The following is a 12,917-nucleotide window of genomic DNA, read 5'->3' as shown; positions in this document are numbered from 1 at the left end:
CATTTGTGGTGCTTGTGGTCGATGGGTTTCGATCAGCGCTGACGCGCCTTCTCTCTACCCGTCCTACGAACTCATCATATCGCGCGCAGAAATGTAAACTCGGTATCGTCATAGGCGCGGCGCTCGAGTTCTTCGAACCCGTCCGGTGCCGCGAACGCCGCATCCTTCGCCTCTTCGACCACCAGCAGCGCGTCCTGCGTCAGCCAGCCGCCATTGCGCAGCGAGTTCAGCGATTTCTCGGCGAGCTTCATGCGATAGGGCGGATCGAGGAACACCAGCGAAAACGGCTCGACCGGATGTGCGGGACCGAGATCGGCGGCATCGCGGCGATAGACCTTGGTCACGCCGCCAAGGCCGAGCGCCTCGACATTGTTGCGGAGCAGCGCGCGCGCCTCGGAGCCGTTGTCGACGAACAGCGTGAACTTTGCACCGCGCGACACGGCCTCGATGCCGAGCGCGCCGGTGCCGGCAAACAGATCGAGCACGCGCGCATCCAGAATCGGATTCTCATAAGCGTGGATCAGGATATTGAACAACGCCTCGCGCAGCCGATCCGCCGTGGGGCGGATCGCCTGAGTCGTGGGCGATGCGATGTTGCGGCCCTTCAGCCGGCCACCGACGACGCGCATGGATTACTCGTCCCGCGGCTTCAGATCGCGCTTGCCGTGATAGCCGCGCTTCGGCTTCTTTGGCGGACCGCCGAAGGTGGCCGCGTCCTCATTGCGGGCGCGCGACTCTTCCGAGCCGGCACGCTGCACCAGGATGCGACGGCCCTTGCGGTCTTCCACCGTGGAGCGCTTCAGCACCGGCTTCTTCACGATCACCGGATCGAGCGACACGTCGCCCTTGCTCGGCAGTTGGCGACCGAAATCGGCGCCGGAGGCTTCCGCGATCTTCTCGCCGAGCTGCTCGCGCAGCACGCGGGTCTTCACCTCGTCGACCTGTCCCTCTTCGATTTCACCAAGCTGGAACGGACCGTAGGAGATGCGGATCAGGCGGTTCACTTCGAGGCCGAGATGCGCCAGCACGTTGCGCACTTCGCGATTCTTGCCTTCGCGGATCGCGAACACGATCCAGACATTGGCGCTCTTGTCGCGCTCCAGCGTCGCATCGATCGAGCCGTATTTGACGCCGTCGACCTCGACGCCGTTCTTGAGCTCATTGAGCTGCGCCTGGGTGACTTCGCCATGCGCACGAACGCGATAGCGACGCAGCCAGCCGGTCTCCGGCAGTTCGAGCGTGCGCGCGAGACCGCCGTCATTGGTGAGCAGCAGCAGGCCTTCGGTGTTGAAATCGAGCCGGCCGATGGAGATCAGGCGCGGCAGGCCCTCGGGCAGATGATCGAACACCGTCGGCCGTCCCTCGGGATCGGCATGGGTCGTCATCAGGCCACGCGGCTTGTGATACAGGAACAGGCGCGTGCGCTCCGGCGCCGGCAACGGCTTGCCGTCCACGGTGATGACATCGTTGGTCGAGACATCGAGCGCTGGTGAGTTGATCACGCGGCCGTTGACGGCGACGCGGCCCTGCGTGACCCATTCCTCGGCATCGCGGCGCGAGCACAGGCCCGCGCGCGACACGACCTTGGCGATACGCTCACCGGCCTTCTTTGCAGCGGGAAGGCGCGCCGGACGACGCTGCTCGGGATCGCGCTCGCGATATTCACCGCGGCCACCAAAGGCGGGACGCTTCGCAAAGATCCTGCTGTCGTCCTCGTTCTCACGACGCGGACGCTCGTCGCCATCACGACGCTCGCTGCGACCATGCTCCTGCCAGTCGGTGCGGCCGCGGGGCTCGCGCGGACGATCGAAGCTTGGGCGATCTTCTCGCGGACGCGAGAAACGCGGACGCTCGCTATCGCCACGCTCCGGACGGTCCTCGCGCGGACGCTCGAAGCGCGGCTTGTCGAATTTCGGCCGATCGAAATTGCGCGCGCCATCGCGCGGCGGACGCGCGCTGCGGCTGCCACGATCATCCGAGCCGCCTTCGCGCCTCTGCCAGGGCTTCTGTTCGCTGCGATCAGGGCCGCGCTCGAAATCACGCCCACCACGATCACCGCGATCGGGACGATCGCCAAAGCTCTTGCGCGGGCCGCCGCGATCCGGCGCACCACGGGAGAATTTCTTGTCGCCGCCGAACTTCTTCTCGGCGCTGAAGGGCCGGTCGCCGCGCGGACGATCGCCTTGCGGGCGATCACTGCGCTCACGCTGTGGCCGATCGTTGCGATCGCCTTGCGGCCGATCAAAGCGCGGACGCGGACGGTCACCATCGCCGCCGCGAAAACCTTCGCCGCGCGGCGTATAGGGGCGTTTCTCACCGCCGCCATCGCGCGGCGCGTATGGCTTTCGCTCGCCGAACTTCTTGTCGGAGAAGCGTCCGGCCGGACGCGCATCGCCGCGGTCGCCGCGCGGGGCGCGGTCATCCCTGTTGAAATTCGGACGGTCGCCACGCGGGGAATCTCCACGCGGGCTGTAGGGACGCTTGTCGCCACCACCGGCGCCGGCGCGCGGCGAATAGGGCCGCTTCTCGCGGTCACCGAAATCCTTGCGCGGGCCGCGATCCGGGCGATCGCCACCGCCGCTGCGTGCCGGACGATCGTCGCGGTTGAAGCGGGCCGGACGTGCGTCGTCACGATCGCGACGCGGCGCATCGCCATAGTCACGGCGCGGCGCGCGGTCGTCATCGCGCTTGCCAGCGTAAGGCCTGGCGCCAAAGGACTTGCCACCGGAAGGCTTGCCACCAAAGGAGCGCTTCTCGCCACCGGCACCTGCCGGTTTCGGTGCATAGGTGCCATCGCGCTTGGCGAATTTCTTCTCGGGACCACGTGCGGCGCCGGAGCGGCCCTTGCCGGCTCCGCCTTTTCCGCCCGGAGGACGGCCGCGCGAGGGGCCGTTGTTTTTGTCGTTGTCGCGGGGCATGAAGGGTCTCACTGCAGCGGAAGCTGAATTGGGTTGAGCGGTGCGGAAACGGTTCGCGGGCCGAAAATGCGCGCTCATTGGGGCGCATTGTCACGCAAAACCAGTATCCACTTTTGCTGAATGCAACTCCGTAGCAGAGTTTTGCGCAGGAAACGAGCCGTTGACCGCACCTTCTTTCATGGATTTGGCGCTGAAGGCGGCCGAAAGTGCCGGAAATGCCGGCGAAGTGCCGATCGGCTGCGTCATCGTCGGGAATAACGAGGTGATCGCCACCGCCGGCAATCGCACCATCCGGGACCGCGACCCGACCGCCCATGCCGAGGTGCTGGCGATCCGGGAGGCCGCGGCCAGGCTCGGCAGCGAGCGGCTGGTCGATTGCGATCTCTATGTAACCCTGGAGCCCTGCACCATGTGCGCCGGCGCGATCTCTTTCGCCCGGATCAGGCGGCTGTATTACGGGGCTGCCGATCCCAAGGGCGGCGGGGTCGATTCCGGCGTGCGGTTCTTCGCGTCACCGACCTGCCACCACGCGCCGGAGGTCTATCCGTCCGTGGGGGAAACCCAGTCTGCCACGCTGCTACGAGCGTTTTTTAAAGCGCGGCGCTGAGGCTTTGCCGGCGGCAACATCGATGGGAACGCGGGTCACTTCGTGCCCGTCCTCGTGAATGACGCAAATGTGGCGCGCATGGTCCTGATGCGTCGCCGACCGTGCGCTGAGTCCATCGGCAATCACATTAGCCTGTGCAATCGCTTCGGCGTCACTGCGCAGCTCCTGACCGGCGTGGTCGCGCTTTGTCGTGCCGTTCTTGAGGTCGAAGTAATAGTGCACCATGGGTACCTCACAGCCCCATCAACGCGCCATGCAACCTTCGGTTCCCTGACAGAACCCCAGGGTACCGTTATTTGCCCTTGCGCTCCCGCGCCACCGCCTGCCAGCCAATATCGCGGCGGCAGAAACCTTCCGGCCAGTTGATCAGGCCGATGGCTTCATAGGCGCGGCGCTGGGCCTCGCCGACGGTTTTGGCCGACGCGGTCACGTTGAGGACGCGCCCGCCATTGGCGAGAATCCAGTCGCCCGAGGCCTTGGTGCCCGCATGAAACACCTCGACGCCCTCGATCTTCTCGGCCCGGTCGAGGCCGGCGATCCGGGTGCCCTTCTCATAGTCGCCGGGATAGCCCTTTGCGGCCATGACCACGGTGAGCGCGGGATCCGGGAACCAGCGGAGGTCGAAATTCTTGAGCTGCCCGTCGCAGGAGGCGATCAGGGCCGGCAGCAGATCCGACATCAGCCGGACCATCAACACCTGGGTCTCGGGATCACCGAAGCGCGCATTGTATTCGATCAGCTTCGGGCCTTCGTCGGTGATCATCAGGCCGGCAAACAGCATGCCTTTATAGGGCGTGCCCATCGCGCTCATGGCGCGCAGCGTCGGGTAGATGATCTCCTTCATGGTGCGATCGCGGATCGCATCGGTAAACACAGGCGCAGGAGAATAGGCGCCCATGCCACCGGTGTTCGGTCCCTTGTCGCCATCGAAAGCGCGCTTGTGATCCTGCGCGGCGGCCAGCGGCAATGCATGTTCGCCGTCGCACAGCACGAAGAACGAGGCTTCCTCGCCAGTCATGAATTCCTCGACCACGGCTTCCGCGCCGGCCGCGCCGAAGCCGCCGCCGAGCATCATGTCGATGGCGTCTTCCGCTTCCTTCAGCGTCATCGCGACAACGACGCCCTTCCCCGCGGCAAGACCATCGGCCTTGATCACGATTGGCGCGCCCTGCGCGCGGATATAGGCCTTCGCGGCATCCGCATCGCTGAACCGCTCATAGGCGGCGGTCGGAATGTTGTTGGCCTTGCAGAGATCCTTGGTGAAGCCCTTGGAGCCTTCGAGACGCGCGGCGGCCTTGCCCGGCCCGAAGGCCTTGATCCCGACGGCCGCCAGATCGTCGACGATCCCCGCCGCCAGCGGCGCTTCGGGACCAACCACGACGAAATCGACCTTGTTTGTCTGGCAGAAGGCGATCACGGCCGCATGGTCGGCGACATCGAGGGCCACGCATTCGGCCTCCCGGGCGATGCCGGCATTGCCGGGCGCGCACCAGAGCTTGGTCAGCAGCGGAGAGGCGGCGAGTTTCCACGCCAGCGCGTGTTCGCGACCACCGGAACCAAGGAGGAGAATGTTCATGAGAGACTGCCAGACCGGGGGTTTTTGATGGTTGCGACAGCCTTTAGCATGCTAATTCGGTGCCGCAACAGCTCGAGTCCCCGATGCCCAAAACTGCCGCTGCTCCCCTCACGAATTCCACCGAATTCACCGTCTCCGAGCTGTCCTCAGCCCTGAAACGGACGGTGGAGGACGCTTACGGGAACGTGCGGGTGCGCGGCGAGATCTCCGGCTTTCGCGGGCCGCATTCCTCCGGCCACTGCTATTTTTCGCTCAAGGACGAGAGCGCCAAGATCGAGGCGGTGATCTGGAAGGGCGTCCACGGCCGGATGCGGTTCAAGCCGCAGGAAGGCCTCGAAGTCATCGCCACCGGCAAGCTGACGACCTATCCCGGCTCGTCGAAATACCAGATCGTCATCGAAGCCATCGAACCCGCCGGCGTCGGCGCGCTGATGGCGCTGATGGAAGAGCGCAAGCGCAAGCTTGGCGCGGAAGGCCTGTTCGACGAAGCGCGCAAGCAGTTGCTGCCATGGCTGCCGGAAGTGATCGGCGTCGTGACGTCGCCCACCGGCGCGGTCATCCGCGACATCCTGCATCGGCTGGAAGACCGCTTCCCGCGCCGCGTGCTGGTGTGGCCGGTGAAGGTTCAGGGCGAAGGCTCGGCCGAACAGGTGGCCGCCGCGATCCACGGTTTCAATGCGCTGCCCGAAGGCGGCACGATTCCGCGGCCGGATCTGCTCATCGTCGCGCGTGGTGGTGGGTCGCTGGAAGACCTGTGGTCGTTCAACGAGGAAATTGTGGTGCGTGCCGCAGCGGAGAGCATGATCCCGCTGATCTCGGCCGTCGGCCACGAGACCGATATCACGCTGATCGATTTCGCCGCCGACAAGCGCGCGCCGACACCGACGGCCGCTGCCGAAATGGCGGTGCCCGTGCGCGCCGAACTGATGGTGGAGATATCAGGTTTCGAGCGCCGCATGATGCTGTGCTGGCAGCGCGGGCAGGAATCCCGCCGCAACGAGCTGCGCGCTGCGGCGCGCGCCTTGCCCGACCTCAGCGAGTTGCTCGCCATTCCGCGCCAGCGTCTCGATGGCGCGAGCGCGTCGCTGCCGCGTGCGCTGAAGGCCAACACACACGCGCATCATCGCCGCTTCGCGCAGGCCAGTGCCGGCCTCACGCTGCGCGTGCTACGCGCACAGATCGCCCATGCCACGCAGCGCCTGACGGTATCGGGCGAACGGTTGAGCCTCTCGGCGCGTGCGCTGCTTCGGCAGCGACGCGATCGTTTTGCCGGACTGGAAGTGCGGCTGAAAGCCTCGAAGCTGGCCAATGCGCAGGCACAGCGCAATGCCATCACACGCGACCGGGAACGTGCGCTGCGCCTGTCGGAGCGCGCCCGCCGCGCGCTGATGACGCTGGTGCAGCGCCAGCAGGCCCGCGTGCAGGCCTCGAGCCAGCTCCTCTCCGCCCTCTCCTATCGCAGCGTGCTGGCGCGCGGCTTCGCGCTTGTGCGCGACGAGCAAGGTGCGGCGCTGCATGCCGCCGCCGCTGTCGGAGCGGGCGCCCGCCTGAGCATCGAATTTGCGGATGGACGCATCGGCGTGACCGCAGATGGCGACCGCACGGCGCCTGCTCCGCGCGAGGCCAAGCCCGCAGCGCCGGCCGCGCCGAAAAAGGCGCCTAAGATCGATCAAGGCAGCCTGTTCTAGAGTCGCGCGGTCGACTTTAACGGGCGACGCTGCGGCCTTATTTATGCTACGACAAGACGACATTCAGGGCCGGTGACCGATCCGGCAAGACGACTTAGTGACGATCCAGGAGACCAGCCGTGCTGAACAAATTTGGCCCTCCGGGCCACGGCGAAGCCCAGTTGCAATATCTCGATGGCGATTTCCGCGTGGTCTCGCCGGGCACCTACGTGATCTGCGCCATCACCGGCGAGCGCATTCCGCTCGACGAGCTGAAATACTGGAGCGTCGACCGGCAGGAAGCCTATGCGGTGCCGAACGCGGTGCTCGCGCGGCATTATCCGGACGCGGTGAAGGGTCAGAAGTAAAGGCGCAGGATGGGTAGAGCGCAGGCGCAGTCGCGCCGGAGCGAAACCCATCAATCACACGCGACAGAAGTGATGGGTTTCGCGAAGACGCTCTACCCATCCTACGATCTCAGCGTCTTCACTCTTGCCTGATTGAGCCTCTCAATCACCAAAGCCTGCAGCGCCGCCTTGTCCTCGAAGACCAGCGTAACGGCAAACGGCACGATCTCTGCCGCGACCGGCATGTTGCTGAGCTTGACGACATCCTTCTCCGTCGTCACCAGCGTCAAGCCATCGCGCTTCGCCTGCAGGACCAGCGCATCGATCTCACCGGGCGTATACGGGTGGTGATCGGCGAAGGCCTTTTCTACCGCGACATCCACACCGGCGAGACGCAACGTCCGGAAGAAGCGTTGGGGATCACCAACCCCGGCAAAGGCCAGCACGCGCTTGCCGCGCAGGGCAGCCACCGATGTCTCGTCCGGTACGAGACGCGCCGTCAGCACCGGGCCGCCCTTGCCGGCGACCAGTGCAGCGACACCCGCCGCCGCAACGCCATCGCCGATCACGACCAGTGCATCGGTGCGTGCGATCTGCAGGTCGAGCGGCGCGCGCAAAGGCCCCGCTGGCAACACGCGTCCGTTGCCGAGGCCACGATTGCTGTCGATCACGATCAGCGAAGCATCCTTGGCGATCGCGGGATTCTGGAAGCCGTCATCCATCACGATGACGCTTGCACCGGTCGAGCGGGCCAGCGCTGCGCCTGCGACGCGATCCCCGGAGATCACCACCGGCACCTGACGCGCCATCATCAGCGGCTCGTCGCCGACATCCGCAGCCACGTGCCTTGACGGATCGACTTTCACCGGGCCGCGCAGCCGGCCGCCATAGCCGCGGCTCAGCACCACCGGCGTCTCGCCGAGATCGCGCAGCACCTGTACCAGCGCCAGCGTGGTCGGCGTCTTGCCGGCACCACCGACGTGATAATTGCCGACGCAGAGAACGGGAATGCCGACATCGACGCCCTTGCGCGCCATGCGGCTGCCAGCGATCTCGCCATAGATCGCGCCAAGCGGCATCAGCAGACGCGACAGCCATGTCGACGGCGGCTGCCAGAACGCCGGCTCACGCATCATGGGCTCCTGCCTCAAGCCGGAGCTGTAGCAGATAGGGCTCCAGCGCATGCAGGGTACGATCGAGCGCGCCGCCGAGCCGTTCGACGACACGCTGCCCGGCATCGATGGCGGCTTCACGCGCGGCATCGTTGCCGAGCATCTGGCCTAGTTGTTTGACGAGTTGCTCCGACGAGCCAGCGAGCTTCGCGCCGCCGGCACCATCGAGCGCGTCATAGACATCGGTGAAATTGAACACATGCGGGCCGTGCACCACGGATGCACCGAGCTTCACCGCCTCGATCGGATTCTGTCCGCCATGCGGCACCAGCGAGCCGCCGATGAACACCACCGGCGACAGGCGATAGAACAGGCCGAGTTCGCCCATGGTGTCGGCGACATAGATATCGGTGCCTGCATGCGGCAATTCCTCGCGCGACCGCAACGCTGCCTGCGCACCTGCAACGGTGATCATCTGCGCGATATCCGCGCCGCGATGGGCATGGCGTGGCACGATGATGGTCAGCAATTTCGGGAAGAAGCTGATCAGCGTCTTGTGGGTCTCGAGGATGATTTCCTCTTCGCCGGGATGCGTCGAGGATGCGACGATGACGGGGCGGCCGCGTGTTACCGCCATGAGCTTGTCCAGCTTCACGGCGTCGCCGGGCGGCGCCTGCACGTCGAGCTTCAGGTTGCCCGTGACGACGACGCTGCGCGACCCCAATGCGCTGAAGCGCTCGGCGTCGGTTTCAGACTGCGCCAGGCAAATCTCGAAACGGCCGAGCAACGCGCCGATGGTTGTCGAGAACTTCTGCCAGCGTGGAAACGAGCGCTGCGACATGCGTGCATTGATCAGCACCATCGGCAGCCGGCGCTTGGCGGCGGAGATGATGAGGTTCGGCCAGAGATCGCTCTCGATGAACAGTGCCAGACTCGGCTTCCAGTGATCGAGGAAGCGCGCCACGAAACGCGGTGAATCATAGGGAATGTATTGGTGGATGATATCGGCCGGGAATCGCTTGGCGATGATCTCGGCCGAGGTGACCGTGCCCGAGGTCAGCAGGATGCGCATGCCCAGCGCGCGCAGCCGCTCGATCAGCGCCGCTGCCGCCAATACCTCGCCGACGCTGGCGCCGTGAACCCAGACCAGCGGTCCGGTGGGGCGCTCAATCTGCGAGATGCCGCGGCGCTCGTCGAGGCGCGCGGGATCTTCCTTGTTCTTCTTCAACCGTTGCTGGATCAGGATCGGCGCCAGCGGCGACAACGCCGCAGACAATCTGCGATAGGCGCGCAGCGTGATCGGCAGAGCGTTAGCCACGACCCGCACCTTCCGGTCGACCCACCGCGTCATAGGCGCGCTGGGTGACCTCGTTCAGCGTGGCCTCGAGCTGCAGGCGCAACGCTTCCATCGTGGCGCCGTCGGCATCGGCCGGCACATTGATCGGCTCGCCGCCGACCAGCACGCCGCGGCCGAACGGAAGGTTGATGGTGGTGCGATCCCAGTTGTTGAGCTGGACGTAGCGGCTGGTGGCCATGGCAAACGGCATGATCGGCCGGCCGCTTTCGCGCGCCAGCATGATGATGCCCATGCCGGCGACGCGCGAACGCTTCGGCACGTCGGCGGTCAGTGCCATGTTGATGCCGCGCTCCAGCACCCGCACCATCTCCTTGAACGCACCGACACCGCCCTTGCGATGAAACGCGCCGCCATGATCGCCGGAACCGCGAACGGTGGCGATGCCGAGCCGCTCGGCGGCCAGCGCGTTGAACTCGCCGTCGCGATGCTTGGAGATCAGCACCGCGCCGCGATAGTCCTTCTGCCGGATGAACGGCGTCATGAAATGCTGGCCGTGCCAGAACGCCAGGATGACCGGCATCTGCGGCTCGACGATGTCATAGACATCGACGGGATCGAAGGTGAAGGTGTTGGTCTTCCAGACCAGCCGCAAAAATTCGGCCGCGAGAAAACCCGCGGCGCGCTGAACCCAGCTGCTGCGCAGCGTGTTTCGAAGCAGTCGTTTCAAGCGGTCGGCTTCGCGTCTTGACCCGGATCGAGCAGCCGATGGAGGTGGACGATAAAGTAACGCATGTGGGCGTTGTCGACGGTCTGCTGCGCCTTGGCCTTCCAGGCCACGAAGGCGGAAGCGTAATTCGGATAGATGCCGACGATTTCAACCTGGCTCAAATCCTTGAACGTCGTCTCTTTCAGGTTGGTCAGCTCGCCCCCGATGACCAGATGAAGCAGTTGCTGTGGTGTGTCCGACATGAATCCTGTTCCTGCAGCGAACGGCTGCGATCAGATAAGTCAAAGATAATGGTGCTGCCGGTTAGATCCGGCGATTTTTGAACTGCTCAACGATGTAAGCATGACGTTCGGCCCCCGCTGCGACCAGCAATCCGTGCGTCACTTCCCGGCGATTATAAAGGATCGGTTCGCCGGAAAGCTCGGTCATCTTACCATTCGCTTCGTGGACGATCAAATCCGCGGCGGCCAGATCCCAGTCCCGGCTCTGCCCCCCGGCAAAAGCCGCATCCAGCCGGCCATTGGCGATCCAGCACAACCGCAGCGCCAGCGAGCCGATTCGCGGATAGAGGGTGATATCTTCCCTGGGATGGACCATTCGCTCGACCAGCGGCTTCGGACCGGCCACGCGGGAGAAATCCATCTCTGTGCCCATGGTCGCCCCAACCGGAACGCCGTTGCAGGTGGTACCCTGCCCCCTGACCGCCAGGAAAAATTCATCTGTGGATGGTGCGAATACCGCTGCCATCACAGGCCGGGCATCCTCGACCAGTGCGACACAGACGCACCAGTCCTCGCGCCCGGCGAGATAGCTGCGGGTACCGTCGATCGGATCGATGATCCAGGTCAGACGCTTGCCGAGCCGTGTCGCATCGTCCGCGCTTTCCTCGGAGAGCCAGCCATAACCAGGGGTCGCCGCGCGGAGCCGCTTCTCGATCAGATCGTTGACGGCGATATCCGCTTCCGAGACAGGGGAGGATTCGCCCTTGGTCCATTTCCTGAGTTCTGTACCGAACATTGCGAGGCCGAGCTCGCCGGCCGCCCGCACTGTGTCCGCCATCAGGGCAACATCGTGCGCGAGCCGTTTGTCTGTATCGAGATCAGCGTCCGGCAATCGTCAGTCCCTCGACGCGCACGGTCGGCGCGTTGACGCCGTATTTGAAAGTGAGGTCGTTCGCCGGCGTCATCGACTTGAAGATCTCGAACAGATGACCGGCAATGGTGATCTCGCTCACCGCGTAAGTCAGCTTGCCGTTCTCGATCCAGAATCCGCCGGCGCCGCGGCTGTAGTCGCCGGTCACGCCATTGACACCGGAGCCGATCAGGTCGGTGACGTAAAAGCCTTCCTTGATATCCGCGATCAGGTCTTCGGGGCTCACATCGCCCGCTTCCATGTGCAGGTTATACGCGCCGGGCGATGGTGACGACGACACGCCGCGATGGGCGTGGCCTGTGGTCGTCATGCCGAGCTCGCGCGCGGTCGCGCAATCCAGCAACCACGTCGTGAGCACGCCGCCATCGATGATCGCCTGCTGCTTCGTCGCAACACCTTCGGCATCGAAGGACTGCGAGCGCAGGCCGCGCACGCGCAGGGGATCGTCGATGATGCGGATATTGCTGCTGAACAACTGCTTGCCGAGACTGTCCTTCAGGAACGTGGTCTTGCGCGCGACGGACGCGCCATTGGCGGCACCGATGACGTGACCGACCAGCGAGTTCGAAACGCGCGGATCGTACACCACCGGCACCTTGCAGGTCGGCACCTTGCGCGGATTGGCCCGCGCCACCGTACGTTCGCCCGCGAGCTTGCCGACGCTGGCCGGCGACTCCAGATCGGACGCATGGAGCGCCGAGGTGAAAGCGTAGTCGCGTTCCATATTGGTGCCGTCGCCAACGATGGCAGTCATCGAGACGCCCTGGCTCGATCGCAGATAGGAGCCGTGGAAACCGGTCGAGGTCACAAGCACCATGCCGCCGATGCCGGTGGACGCCGATGCGCCGCCGGACTTGGTCACGCCCTTCACCGCGAGCGCCGCCGCTTCGGCTTCCACCGCACGGCGTTCGAGTTCGCTCACCGACGGCACGACGGGATCGAGCAGATCGAGCTTCGGAAAATCGCGGGCGAGCAGCGCGGGATCCGCAAGGCCGACATATCGATCATCAGGTGCGACGCGCGCCATCGCGACAGCACGCTCGGCCAGTTGCGCGACATTGTCGCCGGACATGTCATTGGTGGAGATCACCGCCTGACGGCGACCGACGAACACACGCAATCCCATATCGTCGCCTTCCGAACGCTCGGAGGCTTCGACCTTGCCATCGCGCACTTCGACGCCATGCGACACCCCGCGCACCGCGACCGCATCCGCGGCATCCGCGCCGGCCTTCCTGGCAGCCTCGACGAGACGCTGCGCCAGCGTGGAGAGTACGGACTGATCGAGCAGATCGGAATTGTCGGATTTCGTGGAGACAGACGACGATGCGTTTGGTGAAGAGTTCACGAACAAAATCCCAACATTGAGAGACGATTTCAACAGATCCGAAGCGGCGGTGGCCGCTGCTAGAGATGTGCTTATTTCACAGGGACTTCAAGCATTTGCCGGGCCGAAAAGGAAAGAATTTCAGGGCTCTCGCAACGGTTCGTCAATCATGCCTGCCAAGCTTCTG

Annotated in this window: 13 protein-coding genes; 3 read left to right on the top strand and 10 right to left on the bottom strand. The window is 64.9% G+C overall.

What is annotated here, in order from left to right:
- Positions 1 to 74 precede the first annotated feature (74 nt).
- Together rsmD and ACEK02_RS22145 are read right to left on the bottom strand one after the other, a co-directional pair.
- Complete coding sequence (gene rsmD, locus ACEK02_RS22150; protein WP_371423702.1) at positions 75 to 629, bottom strand: 16S rRNA (guanine(966)-N(2))-methyltransferase RsmD; 555 nt, start codon at positions 627 to 629, stop codon at positions 75 to 77.
- 3 nt (positions 630 to 632) lie between these two features.
- The gene (locus tag ACEK02_RS22145; protein ID WP_371423701.1) at positions 633 to 2,918 is read right to left on the bottom strand and encodes a pseudouridine synthase; all 2,286 of its coding nucleotides are present in this window, start codon (positions 2,916 to 2,918) and stop codon (positions 633 to 635) included.
- Between the two features lie 160 nt (positions 2,919 to 3,078).
- Here ACEK02_RS22145 and ACEK02_RS22140 point away from each other — a divergent pair, with 160 nt between their 5' ends.
- A complete protein-coding gene (locus tag ACEK02_RS22140; protein ID WP_371423700.1) occupies positions 3,079 to 3,525 on the top strand; it encodes a nucleoside deaminase in 447 nt (148 codons plus the stop codon).
- On the opposite strand, the gene ACEK02_RS22135 is transcribed toward ACEK02_RS22140, so the two are convergent.
- Both ACEK02_RS22135 and purD read right to left on the bottom strand, forming a co-directional pair.
- Positions 3,496 to 3,750: a hypothetical protein gene (locus ACEK02_RS22135; protein ID WP_371423699.1), complete on the bottom strand. Its 255-nt coding sequence runs from the start codon at positions 3,748 to 3,750 to the stop codon at positions 3,496 to 3,498. The genes ACEK02_RS22140 and ACEK02_RS22135 overlap by 30 nt on opposite strands.
- Before the next feature lie 67 nt (positions 3,751 to 3,817).
- Entirely contained in the window at positions 3,818 to 5,101 is a 1,284-nt protein-coding gene (gene purD, locus ACEK02_RS22130; protein WP_371423698.1) for a phosphoribosylamine--glycine ligase, read from the bottom strand.
- 83 nt (positions 5,102 to 5,184) lie between these two features.
- Between purD and xseA the strand changes: the two genes are divergently transcribed.
- Together xseA and ACEK02_RS22120 are read left to right on the top strand one after the other, a co-directional pair.
- On the top strand, positions 5,185 to 6,789 hold the full coding sequence (gene xseA, locus ACEK02_RS22125) for an exodeoxyribonuclease VII large subunit (RefSeq protein WP_371423697.1): 1,605 nt from the start codon (positions 5,185 to 5,187) through the stop codon (positions 6,787 to 6,789).
- 119 nt (positions 6,790 to 6,908) lie between these two features.
- A complete protein-coding gene (locus tag ACEK02_RS22120; protein ID WP_371423696.1) occupies positions 6,909 to 7,136 on the top strand; it encodes a DUF2093 domain-containing protein in 228 nt (75 codons plus the stop codon).
- Between the two features lie 101 nt (positions 7,137 to 7,237).
- On the opposite strand, the gene lpxK is transcribed toward ACEK02_RS22120, so the two are convergent.
- From lpxK to ACEK02_RS22090, 6 genes are all read right to left on the bottom strand, one after another.
- The gene (gene lpxK, locus ACEK02_RS22115; protein ID WP_371423695.1) at positions 7,238 to 8,248 is read right to left on the bottom strand and encodes a tetraacyldisaccharide 4'-kinase; all 1,011 of its coding nucleotides are present in this window, start codon (positions 8,246 to 8,248) and stop codon (positions 7,238 to 7,240) included.
- Positions 8,241 to 9,578, bottom strand: coding sequence for a 3-deoxy-D-manno-octulosonic acid transferase (locus ACEK02_RS22110; protein ID WP_371423694.1), 1,338 nt, complete (start codon positions 9,576 to 9,578; stop codon positions 8,241 to 8,243). Before ACEK02_RS22110 ends, lpxK begins: the two co-directional genes overlap by 8 nt.
- Positions 9,538 to 10,251 carry a lysophospholipid acyltransferase family protein gene (locus tag ACEK02_RS22105; protein ID WP_371423693.1) on the bottom strand — a complete coding sequence of 238 codons (714 nt, stop codon included), beginning with the start codon at positions 10,249 to 10,251 and terminating at the stop codon, positions 9,538 to 9,540. The genes ACEK02_RS22110 and ACEK02_RS22105 overlap by 41 nt, the downstream gene beginning before the upstream one ends.
- Positions 10,248 to 10,493, bottom strand: a complete 246-nt coding sequence (locus tag ACEK02_RS22100) for a DUF4170 domain-containing protein (RefSeq protein WP_371423692.1) — start codon at positions 10,491 to 10,493, stop codon at positions 10,248 to 10,250. Before ACEK02_RS22100 ends, ACEK02_RS22105 begins: the two co-directional genes overlap by 4 nt.
- A gap of 61 nt (positions 10,494 to 10,554) precedes the next feature.
- Entirely contained in the window at positions 10,555 to 11,364 is an 810-nt protein-coding gene (locus ACEK02_RS22095; protein ID WP_371423691.1) for a 3'(2'),5'-bisphosphate nucleotidase CysQ, read from the bottom strand.
- Positions 11,351 to 12,751 (bottom strand): TldD/PmbA family protein, encoded by a 1,401-nt coding sequence (locus ACEK02_RS22090; RefSeq protein WP_371423690.1) that lies wholly within the window; start codon positions 12,749 to 12,751, stop codon positions 11,351 to 11,353. The genes ACEK02_RS22095 and ACEK02_RS22090 overlap by 14 nt, the downstream gene beginning before the upstream one ends.
- Positions 12,752 to 12,917 lie beyond the last annotated feature (166 nt).

The organism is Tardiphaga sp., from assembly GCF_041424195.1.
GTDB lineage: Bacteria > Pseudomonadota > Alphaproteobacteria > Rhizobiales > Xanthobacteraceae > Tardiphaga.
Note: the sequence above shows the minus strand (reverse complement) of the source record. Positions and strands in the feature narration are given on the sequence as shown.